The organism is Pseudomonas sp. XP2 (assembly GCF_053557975.1).
In genome coordinates this window covers 18354-33106 of sequence record NZ_JBNRIK010000024.1, presented here as the reverse complement: position 1 = coordinate 33106, position 14753 = coordinate 18354, and the positions used below count along the sequence as shown (strand labels likewise).

General features: G+C 62.1%; 13 protein-coding genes. 6 read left to right on the top strand and 7 right to left on the bottom strand.

Annotation, left to right across the window (positions count from 1 at the left end; translation table 11 throughout):
• The 5 genes from ACK1VC_RS22115 to gloB all read right to left on the bottom strand — a co-directional run bounded on the left by ACK1VC_RS22115 (position 1) and on the right by gloB (position 6687).
• A complete protein-coding gene (locus tag ACK1VC_RS22115) occupies positions 1-1836 on the bottom strand; it encodes an extracellular solute-binding protein (RefSeq protein ID WP_016488244.1) in 1836 nt (611 codons plus the stop codon).
• Positions 1833-3662: an extracellular solute-binding protein gene (locus tag ACK1VC_RS22110; protein ID WP_207268618.1), complete on the bottom strand. Its 1830-nt coding sequence runs from the start codon at positions 3660-3662 to the stop codon at positions 1833-1835. The genes ACK1VC_RS22115 and ACK1VC_RS22110 overlap by 4 nt, the downstream gene beginning before the upstream one ends.
• A gap of 98 nt (positions 3663-3760) precedes the next feature.
• Positions 3761-4270: a hypothetical protein gene (locus ACK1VC_RS22105; protein WP_095115678.1), complete on the bottom strand. Its 510-nt coding sequence runs from the start codon at positions 4268-4270 to the stop codon at positions 3761-3763.
• A 106-nt stretch (positions 4271-4376) separates the two neighbouring features.
• Positions 4377-5807: a lytic transglycosylase domain-containing protein gene (locus tag ACK1VC_RS22100; protein WP_016488241.1), complete on the bottom strand. Its 1431-nt coding sequence runs from the start codon at positions 5805-5807 to the stop codon at positions 4377-4379.
• A gap of 100 nt (positions 5808-5907) precedes the next feature.
• Complete coding sequence (gene gloB, locus ACK1VC_RS22095; protein ID WP_016488240.1) at positions 5908-6687, bottom strand: hydroxyacylglutathione hydrolase; 780 nt, start codon at positions 6685-6687, stop codon at positions 5908-5910.
• 85 nt (positions 6688-6772) lie between these two features.
• On the opposite strand from gloB, the gene ACK1VC_RS22090 reads away from it, so the two are divergent.
• The 4 genes from ACK1VC_RS22090 to ACK1VC_RS22075 all read left to right on the top strand — a co-directional run bounded on the left by ACK1VC_RS22090 (position 6773) and on the right by ACK1VC_RS22075 (position 11214).
• Positions 6773-7546 (top strand): class I SAM-dependent methyltransferase, encoded by a 774-nt coding sequence (locus tag ACK1VC_RS22090; protein WP_016488239.1) that lies wholly within the window; start codon positions 6773-6775, stop codon positions 7544-7546.
• Positions 7547-7561: 15 nt separating this feature from the next.
• A complete protein-coding gene (gene rnhA / locus ACK1VC_RS22085; protein WP_016488238.1) occupies positions 7562-8008 on the top strand; it encodes a ribonuclease HI in 447 nt (148 codons plus the stop codon).
• Between the two features lie 51 nt (positions 8009-8059).
• A complete protein-coding gene (dnaQ, locus tag ACK1VC_RS22080; protein ID WP_191086807.1) occupies positions 8060-8818 on the top strand; it encodes a DNA polymerase III subunit epsilon in 759 nt (252 codons plus the stop codon).
• Positions 8819-8964: 146 nt separating this feature from the next.
• Positions 8965-11214 carry an Orn/Lys/Arg family decarboxylase gene (locus tag ACK1VC_RS22075; RefSeq protein WP_191087895.1) on the top strand — a complete coding sequence of 750 codons (2250 nt, stop codon included), beginning with the start codon at positions 8965-8967 and terminating at the stop codon, positions 11212-11214.
• Here ACK1VC_RS22075 and ACK1VC_RS22070 read toward each other — a convergent pair.
• Positions 11198-11416: a hypothetical protein gene (locus ACK1VC_RS22070; RefSeq protein WP_016488235.1), complete on the bottom strand. Its 219-nt coding sequence runs from the start codon at positions 11414-11416 to the stop codon at positions 11198-11200. The two genes, ACK1VC_RS22075 and ACK1VC_RS22070, sit on opposite strands and share 17 nt — an antisense overlap.
• Before the next feature lie 157 nt (positions 11417-11573).
• Between ACK1VC_RS22070 and chrR the strand changes: the two genes are divergently transcribed.
• A complete protein-coding gene (gene chrR, locus ACK1VC_RS22065; RefSeq protein ID WP_023047506.1) occupies positions 11574-12134 on the top strand; it encodes a class I chromate reductase ChrR in 561 nt (186 codons plus the stop codon).
• 77 nt (positions 12135-12211) lie between these two features.
• Here the strand turns inward: chrR and ACK1VC_RS22060 are convergent, their stop codons facing one another.
• Positions 12212-14284, bottom strand: a complete 2073-nt coding sequence (locus tag ACK1VC_RS22060; protein ID WP_191086806.1) for a TonB-dependent receptor family protein — start codon at positions 14282-14284, stop codon at positions 12212-12214.
• Between the two features lie 220 nt (positions 14285-14504).
• Between ACK1VC_RS22060 and ACK1VC_RS22055 the strand changes: the two genes are divergently transcribed.
• Positions 14505-14753, top strand: coding sequence for a helix-turn-helix domain-containing protein (locus ACK1VC_RS22055; protein WP_024717878.1), 249 nt, complete (start codon positions 14505-14507; stop codon positions 14751-14753).

The window sequence follows — 14753 nt, the reverse complement described above, 5'->3', positions numbered from 1 at the left end:
TTAGTTGGCCTCGTCCGCAGGGGCTTCGCTGACCGCCGGGGTTACCCCGGGCTTGATCCACCAGGTGTCGATGCCGATGTCGTATTTGGGCGACACTTTCGGGTGGCCGATGTGGTTCCAGTAGGCCACGCGCCAGGTCTTGATGTGCCAGTTGGGGATCACGTAGTAGCCCCATAGCAACACGCGGTCGAGGGCACGGCAGTGGTCGATCAGGCTCTGGCGAGAGTCGGCGTTGATCAGTTGTTCCACCAACTGGTCGATGGCCGGATCGCGCAGGCCGATGAAGTTGCGGCTGCCGGGGTTGTCGGCGGCGGCACTGGACCAGAACTCGCGCTGTTCGTTACCCGGCGAGTTGGACTGTGGGTAGCCGCCGACGATCATGTCGTAGTCACGTGAACGCAGGCGGGTGATGTACTGGGAAACGTCGACCCGGCGGATGCTCAGGTCAATGCCGAGGTCGGCGAGGTTCCGCTTGAACGGCAGCAGAATGCGTTCGAACTCGGTCTGCGCCAGCAAGAACTCGATGGTTACCGGCTTGCCTTGGGCGTCGACCATCTTGTCATCGACGATTTTCCAGCCGGCGTCCTGCAGCAGCTTGTAGGCCTGGCGCTGCTGCTCGCGGATCATGCCGCTGCCGTCGCTGACCGGGTTCTTGTAAGCCTCGGTGAATACCTGATCGGGGATTTTGCCCCGCAGCGGCTCGAGGATGTTCAGCTCGTTGGGGCCAGGCAAGCCATGGGCGGCCATTTCCGAATTCTCGAAGTAGCTGCCGGTGCGGGTGTAGGCGCCGTTGAACAGCTGCTTGTTGGTCCACTCGTAGTCCAGCAGAAGGCTCAGTGCCTTTCGCACGCGAATGTCCTGGAACACCGGGCGGCGGATGTTGAAGACGAAACCTTGCATGCCGGTGGGGTTGCCATTGGGCAGCTCTTCCTTGATCAGGCGGCCTTCGCGCACGGCGGGCACGTTGTAGGCGGTGGCCCAGTTCTTCGCGCTGACTTCCAGTGCATAGTCGAACGCCCCGGCCTTGAGTGCTTCCAGGGCGACGGTGGTGTCGCGGTAGGAATCGAAGGTCATGACGTCGAAGTTGTAGAAGCCACGGTTGATCGGCAGGTCCTTCGCCCAGTAGTCCTTGACCCGCTCGTAGCGCACCGAGCGGCCGGCCTTGACCTCGGCGACCTTGTACGGGCCGCTGCCCAGGGGGATTTCCAGGTTGCCACGGTTGAAGTCGCGGTTTTCATACCAGTGCTTGGGCAGCACGGGCAGTTGGCCGAGAATCAGCGGCAGCTCGCGGTTGCCCTTGTGCTTGAACCTGAACAGCACCTTCAGCGGGTCTTCGGCGACCACCTCAGCGACGTCGGCGTAGTACTGGCGGTACAGCGGTGCACCGTCCTTGATCAGGGCGTTGAAAGTGAACACCACGTCCTCGGCGCGCATCGGGTGGCCGTCGTGGAAGCGGGCTTCGGGGCGCAGGTAGAAGCGCACCCAGCTGTTGTCCGGGGCTTTCTCGATTTTGCCGGCCACCAGGCCGTATTCGGTGAACGGCTCGTCCTGGCTCTGGCGCATCAGCGTGTCGTAGATGCTGGCGATGTTCTCGGCCGATACGCCTTTGTTGATGAACGGGTTGAGGCTGTCGAAGCCGCCGAAGCTGGACTGGCGGAAGGTGCCGCCCTTGGGCGCGTCGGGGTTGACGTAGTCGAAGTGCTTGAAGTCGGCAGGGTACTTGGGTGGCTCGTCGTACAGGGTGAGCGCGTGCTGCGGTGCGGCCAGGGTGGGAAGGCTCAGGCAGGCGAGCAACAGGCTGCATGCCAGCCGGCGCAGGCGGTGCGTTGGCGTCATTGGGCTTTCTCCGAAGTCTTGATCCACCAGCTGTTCAGCCCGAGGGTATAGGGCGGCGTGGTGACGAAGGCGAACCGGTTGCGGTAGGCCAGGCGATGGTTGTCGAGGTACCAGTTGGGGATCATGTAGTACTGCCATGAGAGCACGCGGTCCAGGGCGCGGGCGGCGGCGACCTGATCGTCGCGGGTGCGTGCGGCCAGCAGGGTGTCGAGCAGGTGATCGACCACCGGGTCCTTGACCCCAGCATAGTTCTTGCTGCCCTTGGTCGCGGCCTGGCTGGAATGAAAGTACAGCCACTGCTCCAGGCCGGGGCTCAGGGTCTGGTTCAAGGTCATCAGAATCATGTCGAAATCGAACTGGTCCAGACGTTGTTTGTACTGGGCACGGTCCACGGTGCGCAAGCGTGCATCGATGCCGATGCTGGCCAGGTTTTCGACATAAGGTTGCAGGATGCGTTCAAGGTTGGGGTTAACCAGCAGCAGTTCCATGCGCAGTTGCTGGCCCTTGCTGTCGAGCAGGCGCTGGCCGTTCAGCTTCCAGCCAGCCTCGGCAAGCAGGCCCAAGGCCTGGCGCAGGGTCTGGCGGTTGATGCCGCGGCCATCGGTCTGGCTGACCTTGTAGGGTTCGCTGAACAGCTTGGCCGGCAACTGGTCGCGGAACGGCGCCAGTAACAGCCATTCCTTACCGGTAGGCACGCCGCTGGCGGCGAACTCGCTGTTGGGGTAGTAACTGGTCGAGCGGCGGTAGGCGCTGCTGAACAGGGCGCGGTTGGTCCACTCGAAGTCCAGCATCAGGCCCAGCGCCTGGCGTACCCGTGGGTCGCTGAAGGTGGCCCGACGGCTGTTCATGAACAGGCCCTGGGTTTGCGTGGGGATGCGGTGCGGGATCTGCGCCTTGATCACCTCGCCGCGGCGCACGGCCGGGAAGTTGTAGCCGTTGGCCCAGTTCTTCGCCTGGTGCTCGATGTAGATGTCGAATTCGCCAGCCTTGAACGCTTCGAACGCGACCGTGGCGTCGCGGTAGAACTCGTATTCCACGCGCTTGAAGTTGTACTTGCCACGGTTGACCGCGAGGTCCTTGCCCCAATAGTTCTTCACCCGTTCGAACACCAGCCGGCGCCCGGGTTGTACCTGGGTGATGCGGTAGGGGCCGCTGCCCAAGGGTGGCTCGAAGGTAGTGGCTTTGAAGTCGCGCTTTTGCCAGTAGTGCTTGGGCAGCACCGGCATTTCGCCCAGGCGCAGGATCAGCAGCGGGTTGCCGGCGCGCTTGAACACGAAACGGATGCGCAGCGGGCCGAGGATGTCTACCCGCTGCACTTCCTGCAGGTTGGTGCGGTAGATCGGGTGGCCGTCCTTGAGCAACGTGCGATAGGAAAAGGCCACGTCTGCCGAAGTGATCGGCTGGCCGTCATGCCAGCGGGCTTCCGGGCGCAGGTTGAACACCACCCAGCTGCGGTCCTCGCTGTATTCGACCGAACGGGCGATCAGGCCGTAGCTGGAGGTCGGCTCGTCACCCGACGGGTCGTACTGGCCGGTGCCGACCATCAGCGGCTCGTTCAGCTCGCTGATGCCGTACTGCTGGAAATTGGGCGTGGTGATCGGGCTCGACCCCTTGAAGGTGTAGGGGTTGAGGGTATCGAAGGTGCCAAAAGCCATGGCGCGCAAGGTACCGCCCTTGGGCGCTTGCGGGTTGACCCAGTCGAAATGGGTGAATGTGGCTGGGTACTTGAGCGTGCCGAACTGCGCGTATCCGTGGCTTTCGCTCACCATCGCGGCTACGGGAAAGCTCAAGGCCAGGCTGAGTGACAGCAGGAGGGGACGTATCAAGTCGGCATCCGATCCAGAGGCGTTGGGCTTTGATCGGGTACAGTAACAGCTTGGTGAGATTGGAAAAAGAGCGTCCGAATGGACGCTCCATCTTGATCTCAACCTGGATAACGGGCGATGCCGATCAAGTTGGCGTTATCTTCTGAAGTGAATTGGATTTTGTATTCGGTGCCGTGCTGGTCGGTCAGAACCCAGTACGTGTTCGCAACCCAATTGTCCGGCACATCCCGCTCTTGGCGAAAGCGCAGCGCGTTCATCTGCCCAGGTACCTGATTGACGGTTATGTCGGTGTTGAGCACTTTGTGCGTCAGCTGCTTTCCAGCAGGATATACAAAATGAAGATACGAAATGTGAGAGGAGAAAGTACCCCTCATGAAATGGTCTGAATAGGCTACCAGGATAGGCGCCACGGCCGGCTTCAAGCGCCTATGGTCGCCTCTGTCATGTTGCGCAGATTTGGCGATCTGGTACTGGGGATCGATAAAACGCAAGGTATAGAGGTCGAAGTCGCCATCATCGTTGATCAGGTACTCCGCCCGGGTAAAACTGAAGACATCATGAATGTTGGCTTCGAAGCGTTGGAGCTGGCTGTTTTGAGACGGTGCCATGGGTGCAGCCTCTTAGATGGAGTGGAGGCTGCAGCTTCAGCTGTTGGAGGTTGCGCGAGGTATTACCCGATTACCACACCATGGCAGGTGTACCCGGAGCTTCAGATCAATGCGACAAGTAAACGGTCAGTGTCTGCCCGGGCTTCAATGCATGCCCGCTGCGCGGGTTCCAGCGCTTGAGGTGCTGCATCTCAACGTTGAAACGCTTGGCCACCAGGTACAGCGAGTCGCCCTTGCGTACTTTGTACTGGGTAGAGCGCTTGCCGGAAGCAGCAACCCGATTGCCGGCGGCGCTCGGCCCATTCCCACCGCGCAGGGCCAGCACCTGGCCGGCACGCAGGCTGTTGCCGGACAGGCGGTTCCAGCGCTTGATGTCACTGACCGAAACGCGGTTGGCCTTGGCGATGGCGCCCAGGTTGTCGCCACGCTTGACCCGGTAGCTGCGTGCCGCTACCGGCGCCTTGGCTTCGGCCACAGCGCGGGCGAACACGGCCTTGTTTGGTTGCAGGCTGACCAGTTGCTCGGGCTTGAGGTTGGACAGGCTGTCGCTCAGCAACTGCGCTTTGGCGGTTGGTACCAACAGCTGCTGCGGGCCGTCCACGGTCATGCGCTTCTTGAAGGCCGGGTTGAGCTGGATCAGCTCGTCTTCGTCGATATTGGCAAAGGCCGCTACCCGCGACAGGTCCAGGCGATCATTGATGGCTACCGCTTCGAAGTAGGGCTCGTTGGCGATCGGGTTCAGGTTGACGCCATAGGCTTCAGGCGTGAGTACCACCTGCGACAAGGCCAGCAGCTTGGGCACATAGTCGCGGGTTTCCTGCGGCAGCGGCAGGTTCCAGTAGTCGGTTGGCAGGCCGAGCCTTTCGTTGCGTTCCATGGCGCGGCTGACCGTGCCTTCGCCGGCGTTGTAAGCGGCCAGGGCCAGCAGCCAGTCGCCGTTGAACATGTCGTGCAGGCGGGTCAGGTAATCCAGTGCTGCGTTGGTCGACGCGGTGATATCGCGGCGGCCATCGTAGAAGTTGGTCTGGCGCAGGTTGAAGTGGCGACCTGTCGCTGGCATGAACTGCCACATGCCGGCTGCGCTGGCACGTGAATAGGCCATCGGGTTGTAGGCGCTCTCGATGGCGGGCAGCAGCGCCAGCTCCAGCGGCATGTCGCGCTCTTCAAGACGCTCGACAATGTAGTGCAGGTAGAGGCTGCCGCGCTCACCGGCGCTTTCGATGAAGGTGGGGTTGCTGGCGAACCACAGGCGCTGCTGCTCGATGCGCGGGTTGACGTCGATGCTGTCCTGCAGGGCGAAGCCCTGGCGCATGCGCTCCCAAACGTCCTGCGGCGTTTTCTCAACCGGCTTGACCAGCAGCGGTGCAGGCTTGTGCTTGATCCGCGCCTGGTAATTGTGCGCGCGAACGCTTTCGGAGTCGTCAAGCTGACGGGTGCTCTGGCAGCCCACCAGGGTGGCGGCCAGCGCCAACGCACTGATTTGGGCCAGGCGCGTCAAGGCGACTGAATGAGCGGTTCTGCGGCTACGGGAAGACATCGGCTGGGACAGGTATCCGGGCAAAAAATTTCGGCGATTCTAGAAACCGCTCCCGGCCGGGTCAACCGTTGTCAGCGCTTTGCGATATATCTTGAGGTTATCAGAAGGTGTCCTTCCAAGACCTCAAGGCAGCAAAAACAGTGACCTGCGAGTCGTTTGAATGTCCCTTCCATTCGTCTGCTTTTTGTTTAACTAATGTTTCAGAGGTGCGCAGGAAGGGGTTGGTGAGGCGTTCCAGGCCAATCGTTGATGGCAAGGTGATGCGATTGTCGGCGCGCAAACGGGTAACGTCCTCGAACCGCTCAAGAACGTGCGGGTTGGTGGGTTCCACCGCCTTGGCAAAGCGCAGGTTGCTGAGGGTGTATTCGTGGGCGCAGTACACTTCAGTTTGTGGCGGCAGCGCCGCCAGGCGGGCGAGGGCCGGTTGCATCTGTTCGGGTGTACCCTCGAACATTCGCCCGCACCCGGCGGCGAACAGGGTGTCGCCACTGAACAATACTGGCGTCGGCGGCTGATCGCTGAAGAACGCGATATGCCCCAAGGTGTGGCCAGGCACCGCCAGGACCTGAAACGTCACGCCAAGCACCGTCACTGGGTCGCCGTCGTCCAGCGCCAGGTCGCGGCAGGGAATGTGCTCGTTGGCCGGGCCGCAGACCCGTGCGTCGGTCAGTTGCTTGAGCCGTTGCACGCCGCCGACATGGTCGTTGTGGTGGTGGGTAATCAGGATGTCGCTGAGCACCCAGTCTGGGTTGGCCGACAGCCAGCGTTCCACTGGGCCGGCATCTCCGGGGTCGACCACCGCGCAGCGGCGTTTGGCAGTATCCTGTAACAACCAGATGTAGTTGTCGGAGAAAGCGGGGAGAGCATCGATCTGTATCATGGTGCGGATCCGATTCGCCAAGCGTGGCACATGAAGGCATCTTAGCCGCGATGGCGCGGTGGGAGAACCTTCGAGGGAGAGCGCAATGACCGACCAAGCCTTTGCCCAGGCCGACCCGGACTGGGTCAAGCTGATCAGCCTGGCCCGTGAGTGGTTCAATGGCCCGCTCGGCCAGCTGATGCTCAAGGAAGAGGAAAAACTGCTGGAAGAAGAGCTCGGGCGCTTCTTCGGGGGTTACCTCGTGCACTACGGCCCCTGCGCGGAGCCGCCGCCCAGCGCCCCCCAGGTGCAGCGCAACGTGCGCCTTGGGGCGCCGCTACCAGGGGTGGAGATTGCCTGTGAAGAACAGGCCTGGCCATTGAGCGAGCACGCCGCCGATGTGGTGGTGCTGCAACATGGGCTGGATTTCAGCCTGTCGCCTCACGGTTTGCTGCGCGAGGCCGCCAGCGCCGTACGCCCGGGCGGGCACCTGCTGATCGTCGGGATCAACCCGTGGAGCAGTTGGGGCATGCGCCACTTCTTCAGCCATGATGCCCTGCGCAAGGCCCGCTGTATCTCGCCGTCGCGGGTAGGCGACTGGCTCAACCTGCTGGGCTTCGCGCTGGAGAAACGCCGCTTCGGGTGCTATCGTCCGCCGCTTGCCTCACCGGCCTGGCAGCAGCGCCTGGCGGGCTGGGAACGGGTGGCTGGCGGCTGGCAGACCTCTGGTGGCGGGGTGTACCTGCTGGTGGCGCGCAAGATGGTGGTGGGCCTGCGGCCGTTGCGCCCGGAGCGCCGCGAGCCGATGGGCAAGTTGCTGCCGCTGCCGCTGGCCAAGGTGAACCGCACGGCGGCCAACCCTGAAACTGACAAGCACTGAATTCAAGAGTGGTACATGAGCGATAGCGTCGAAATGTTTACCGATGGTGCCTGCAAAGGCAATCCTGGCCCGGGTGGCTGGGGCGTCCTGATGATCTACAAGGGCGTCGAGAAGGAACTGTGGGGCGGCGAACGTGAAACCACCAACAATCGCATGGAACTGATGGCGGCCATCCAGGGGCTGATGTCGCTCAAGCGTGAGTGCGACGTGGTGCTGACCACTGACTCGCAGTACGTGATGAAGGGTATCAACGAGTGGATGGTCAACTGGAAGAAGCGCGGCTGGAAAACCGCAGCCAAAGAGCCGGTGAAAAATGCCGACCTGTGGCAGCAGCTCGATGAACAGGTCAACCGCCACAAGGTGAGCTGGAAGTGGGTGCGCGGCCACATTGGTCACCCCGGGAACGAGCGCGCCGACCAACTGGCCAACCGTGGGGTCGATGAGGTGCGCGCCCAGCGTTGAGCTGGGGTACAATTGCGGCCTTTGTAACTGATGCAAGTTGGAGCGCCCCGCGTGGAGCAGCAGCAAGATAAACGCTTCGTCATTCTCGATACCGAAACCACGGGTATGCCGGTCAGCGAAGGCCACCGCATCATCGAGATTGGCTGTGTCGAGGTCATCGGCCGGCGCCTCACCGGGCGGCACTTCCACGTCTACCTGCAGCCGGACCGCGAGAGTGACGAGGGCGCTATCAACGTCCACGGCATCACCGATACCTTCCTGGTCGGCAAGCCACGCTTTGGCGATGTAGCCGAGGAATTCTTCGAATTCATCCAGGGCGCCACGCTGGTCATCCATAACGCGGCGTTTGACGTTGGCTTCATCAACAACGAATTCGCCTTGCTGGGCCAGCAGCATCGCGCTGACATTTCGCAACATTGCACCATCCTCGACACCCTGTTGCTGGCGCGCTCGCGCCACCCGGGGCAGCGCAACAGCCTCGATGCGCTCTGTAAACGCTACGACATCGACAACTCGGGCCGTGAGTTGCACGGCGCATTGCTCGACTCGGAACTGCTGGCTGACGTCTACCTGGCGATGACCGGTGGCCAGACCAGCCTGTCGCTGGCTGGCCATGGGGCGGATGCCGAAGATGACGGGCAGGGCGCTGGCGGCAGCGAGATCCGCCGCATTGTCGGGCGTACGCCGGGGCGGGTGATCATGGCCAGTACCGAGGAACTGGAGGCGCATGCCGAGCGGCTGGCCGCCGTTGCCAAGTCGGCGGGTGGGCCCTCCATGTGGCAGGTCCTTACCGAGACGTCAACAGGGTAATTTTTTCTGCTTGCCGTGGGTTGTGTGGCGCCTTTGAGATCGAGCGCCGCCCGCGCGGCGCTCGATCTACGCGTCACCTCAACGCTCAAGACCGGCCCGTCAACTACCCTGAAGTGGACGCCATGTCCTTCGGAGGTAGCCACCTGATGTACAAGGACCTCAAGTTCCCGATCCTCATCGTCCACCGCGCCATCAAGGCCGACAGTGTCGCTGGCGAGCGCGTGCGGGGTATCGCCGAGGAACTGCGCCAGGATGGCTTCGCCATTCTCGCCGCCGCTGACCACGCCGAAGCCCGTCTGGTCGCCGCCACTCACCACGGCCTGGCCTGCATGCTGATCGCTGCCGAAGGCGTGGGTGAGAATACCCACCTGCTGCAGAACATGGCCGAACTGATCCGCCTGGCCCGCCTGCGCGCACCCGATCTGCCGATTTTCGCCCTGGGTGAGCAGGTAACCCTGGAAAACGCCCCCGCCGAAGCCATGAGCGAGCTTAACCAGCTGCGTGGCATTCTTTACCTGTTCGAAGACACCGTGCCGTTCCTCGCCCGCCAGGTGGCGCGTGCCGCACATACCTACCTTGACGGCTTGCTGCCGCCGTTTTTCAAAGCCTTGGTGCAGCATACCGCGCAGTCCAACTATTCTTGGCACACCCCGGGCCACGGCGGTGGCGTGGCCTACCACAAAAGCCCGGTGGGCCAGGCGTTTCATCAGTTCTTCGGGGAAAACACCCTGCGCTCGGACCTCTCCGTATCCGTGCCGGAACTCGGCTCGCTGCTCGACCACACCGGCCCCTTGGCCGAGGCTGAAGCCAGGGCGGCGCGTAACTTCGGTGCTGACCACACCTTCTTCGTCATCAATGGTACTTCCACGGCCAACAAGATCGTCTGGCACGCCATGGTCGGCCGTGACGACCTGGTGCTGGTGGACCGCAACTGCCACAAGTCGGTGGTTCACGCAATTATCATGACTGGCGCCGTTCCGCTGTACCTGTGCCCGGAGCGCAACGAGCTGGGTATCATCGGCCCGATCCCGCTCAGCGAATTCAGCCCCGAGGCTATCGAGGCGAAGATCCAGGCCAACCCCCTTGCCCGTGAAAGCGGGCGGCGCATCAAGCTGGCGGTGGTGACCAACTCCACCTACGACGGGCTGTGTTACCACGCCGGGATGATCAAGCAGTGCTTGGGTGCGAGTGTGGAGGTGCTGCACTTCGACGAAGCCTGGTTTGCCTATGCGGCGTTTCATGATTTCTTCAGCGGGCGCTATGCCATGGGCACGGCCTGCACGGCGGGCAGCCCGCTGGTGTTCAGTACCCATTCCACCCACAAATTGCTGGCCGCGTTCAGCCAGGCCTCGATGATCCATGTGCAGGACGGGGCCAGGCGGCAACTGGACCGAGACCGCTTCAACGAAGCGTTCATGATGCATATCTCGACCTCGCCGCAGTACAGCATCCTTGCCTCGCTGGATGTAGCCTCGAGCATGATGGAAGGGCCGGCGGGGCATTCACTGCTGCAAGAGATGTTCGACGAAGCGTTGAGTTTTCGTCGTGCCCTGGCCAACTTGCGGGAGCACATTGCTGCGGATGACTGGTGGTTCAGTATCTGGCAACCGCCGGGCACCGAAGGTATCCAGCGCCTGGCCGCGCAGGACTGGTTGCTGCAACCGGGTGCCGAGTGGCATGGCTTTGGCGAAGTGGTGGACGACTACGTGCTGCTCGACCCGCTCAAGGTCACATTGGTAATGCCGGGCCTGAGTGCGGGTGGTGTGCTGGGCGAGCATGGCATCCCGGCGGCGGTGGTCAGCAAATTTCTCTGGGAGCGGGGGCTGGTGGTGGAGAAAACCGGCCTGTACAGCTTCCTGGTGCTGTTTTCCATGGGCATTACCAAAGGCAAGTGGAGCACTTTGCTGACGGAGTTGCTGGAATTCAAACGCCACTATGATGGCAACACAGCCCTGAGCAGTTGTCTGCCGAGCGTGGTGGCAGCTGATGCTTCACGCTACCAGAGGATGGGGTTGCGCGACCTGTGTGACCAGTTGCATGACTGCTACCGCGCCAATGCCACGGCCAAGCAACTGAAGCGGCTGTTCACGCGTTTGCCGGAGGTGGCCGTGAGCCCGGCCCGTGCCTATGACCAGATGGTGCGTGGGGACGTGGAGGCGGTGCCGATCGAGGCGCTGCTGGGGCGTGTGGCAGCGGTGATGCTGGTGCCGTATCCGCCCGGTATTCCATTGATCATGCCGGGCGAGCGGTTCACCGAGGCGACCCGCTCGATACTCGACTACCTGGCCTTCGCCCGGGCATTCAACCAGGGCTTCCCCGGTTTTGTCGCCGACGTGCATGGCCTGCAGAACGAGAGCGGCCGTTACACCGTGGACTGCATCACGGAATGCGAATGATCTCGACGCCGCTGCGCGCCAGTTCGAAGCGGTTTTCACCGAGGTGGTTGACCTTGTCGCCGATGGCCAGGCGGTAAGTGGTGATGGGGGCGCCCAGCGTGCTGCCGTCAAGTTGCAAGGTGGACTCCTGGAACTCGTGCACGGGGTAGATACGGCCTTCGGCGTCACGGGCGTGGAATTGGCCGACCATTACTGCTGCCATTTGGGTGGAAACCTCTGAATTACGTAGAAAATGTCTGAAGGCATAGACCGTGCAACAGCCTCGGAAGTTTTCACCCTGAGGAAAAAAAACCAAAGCGCCGAGCAACGGTCATCTATAACTACAACGTCCCTTTACCCAGCAAAGGTTGGAAATTGCCATGAGCCAGGTGTATTCGGTAGCGGTTGTCGTGGGTAGCTTGCGCAAGGAGTCGTACAACCGCAAGGTCGCCCGCGCACTTTCGGAGCTGGCGCCGTCCAGCCTTGCCCTGAAGATCGTCGAAATTGGCGATTTGCCGTTGTACAACGAGGACGTCGAGGCCGAAGCGCCGCCAGAGGCGTGGAAGCGTTTTCGCGAGGAGATCCGCCGCAGTGATGCGGTGCTGTTCGTTACCCCGGAATACAACCGCTCGGTGCCTGGTTGCCTGAAAAATGCCATCGACGTGGGTTCGCGGCCCTACGGGCAAAGTGCCTGGGGTGGCAAGCCGACGGCGGTGGTGAGTGTATCGCCCGGGGCCATTGGAGGCTTTGGCGCCAACCATGCCGTGCGCCAGTCGCTGGTGTTTCTGGACATGCCATGCATGCAAATGCCCGAGGCCTACATTGGCGGGGCAGCAAGCCTGTTCGAGGACTCGGGCAAGCTCAACGACAAGACCCGGCCATTCTTGCAGGCGTTTGTCGACAAGTTTGCTTCGTGGGTGAAGTTGAACAGGGCGGTTTGATCCGCAATCATTGGGTGAGCGCGGTCTTTGTAGGAGCAGCACAAGGCTGCTCCTGCAGAAACACTGCGCTGCATGTTCTAGCGGAAGCTGTAGGAAACACCGGCGTAAACGCCAAACCCTTCGCCCGGCGTCGAACGGGCGTTGTCCTGGCCGGCATCGTTGTAGGTGGGTGTCACTGTCGCCGCATAGCGCTTGTTGGTCAGGTTGCGCAGGTCCAGCCACGTCTGCCAGTCCTGTTTGGGTGAATTCCAGCCCAGGCGCGCGCCTAGCAAGGCATATGCATCGGCGTGATAGCTGTTGGCATAGTCCACCTGCACTTTCGACGCCATTTGCGTGTTGACCCCGGCGTAGAAGCCGCTCGGCCAGTCATAGCGCAGTTCGGCCTGGTAGTAGTGCATGGGGATGCCGGGCAGGCGGTTGTCGCCAAACTTGTCGTCATCACGGTAGTGGAAGTCGCTGAAGGTGTAGGCTTGGCGTACGCTCAGCTTGCCGGTACCGGCGCGTTCCCACAGGGTGCTGTCGAGGCCGGCTTCCACGCCTTGATGCACGGTGGCGCTGGCGTTGAACTCCGAGGTGAAGTTCGGCACCACTTCCACGGCCAGCAGTTCGTGGCGCACTTGCGAGTAGTACCAGGCAAGGTCCCAGTGGCCAAACGCCGAGTCGCCACGCGCCCCCAGCTCAAGGGTAGTGGCGGTCTGGTTCTGCATCTCGATCGGCTGGATCTGCTTGCCGCCTGTGCTGGGGGCGCTCCAGATCAGCGACCACGGGTGTGGCGGCTCCACCGAGCGGCTGAGATTGCCATACACCTGCAGGTCCGGGCGGATGTCGTAGCGCAACCCCAGGCGCGGTGCAAAGTCCCAGTCATGCATGCTCACCTTGTCGCCTTCGGCCGGGTAGGTCACGTCACTTTCGCGGCGCGTGTAGATCATGGCCAGGCCGGTGGTCAGCCAGAGGTTGGGCACCAGCTCCAGGTCATTACCTGCATGCACAACGGTGTCCGACCCCTGGTAAGTGAAATCGCGGGTACGTGCGCCGAACACATCGCCATTGCGCGCGAACTGCGAGGCTCCGCTGTTGGGCAGGTGCTTGGTGGTGCGCCAGCCGATGGTGGTCTTGCTCTCATGACCGAACAGGGTGTCGCGGCGGAAATAGTTCAGCGTACCGCTGACATCGGTGTAGGCCACTTTCAGGCGCATCGGGCCTTCGCGCAGGTCCATCGGGTAGTCGTGGTAGACCAGGCCGGCTTCCAGGCGCGTATCGTCGTCGAGGTAGAAGGTGGTTTTGTTGCCCACCCAGGTGCTGCCTGGCTGCGGGCGGCTGTCGTCGCGCGCCAGATAGGCGGGGTTGGCCGCGCGGGGGTGGTGCTTGATCTGGTCTTTGGTCAGGCGCCCGGCCAGTTCGTTTTCGGTCTCCCGGTAACGCAGGTAGAAGCGGGTTTCAAGGTTCGGGTTAAAGCGGTAGCCGACATTGGCGGCAATGCCCTTGGCGCTGCCGCTGCTGTGAGCCTGATAACCGTCATATTCCGAATCGGTCAGGGCCACGTAGTAGTCGAGATTGCCCAGCACTTGACCTGAGCTGATGTGCCGGTGCTGGTAACCGCGGCTGCCGACCTCGTAGCGCACCTGTAGCGGTGCGGCGTCGTAGCCGGTGTGGGTGACATAGTTGATCGCACCGCCCAGCGCAAGGGCTCCCTGGTCGAAACCGTTGGCGCCGCGCAGCACTTCGGCACGGCTCAGCCACAGCGGCTCGAACAGCTCGTAGGGGGTACCGCCCGGGCCCGTCAGGGGCAGGCCGTCGAACATCGTGTAAACCCCGGAGCCGTGGGCCCCCGGAGCGCGGTTGATGCCCGAGCCGCGGATCGACAGTTTGATGCCATCGTTGCCCGCCGATTGGGCAAAAACGCCGGGCTGGTAGGCCAGCACATCCTGGTTGCTGACAACCCGGCCTTGCCCTGCGCGTTGCATGTCTACCAGATTACTGGCGCCTGGCACCTCGCGCAGGCGTTCGCTGGCAGCTGACAGGTCGTTCTGCTCCTCATCGGTGATCAGCACCTGGCCTAATTCGACCGAGGTTGCTGCCAGGGCCGGCTGGGTGGCAGCAAAGGCAGCCAGCAGGCCAAGGCAGTGCGATGGGGGGAAAACGGAACGCATTGTACGACTCCAGGCGAAAAACGGATGGATAACGGCGTTGAGACGAGCGAAATGCCGCTTGGAGCACGCAGGAACTCAGCAAATTTCGTGAAGCCTTCATCAGATGGTTTTGTACGAAAGTTCTTTACAAGCCGCATCGGTGGAGAGGGGGGGCGTGCGCTTCGTAAGGTGGCTGCAAATTGGCAGCGATGCCTCGCTCAACCAGCTGCGGAGTTCAAACATGACTGACAATGCCCGACATTTGCTGCAACACCCCGCTGACGCTCCGGTTCGCTTGACGCCACGTGAACAGCAGGTGCTGTTGTGGTGTGCTTATGGCAAAAGTTCCTGGGAGATAGGCCAGATCCTGGCGTGCAAGGAGTCGACCGTGAACTTTCATGTGTCCAACATCCTGCGCAAGTTCGATGTGCCTACACGGGTGGCGGCAGTGATCAAAGCCATCCGCTACGGCATGCTGGCCGGGCAGTGA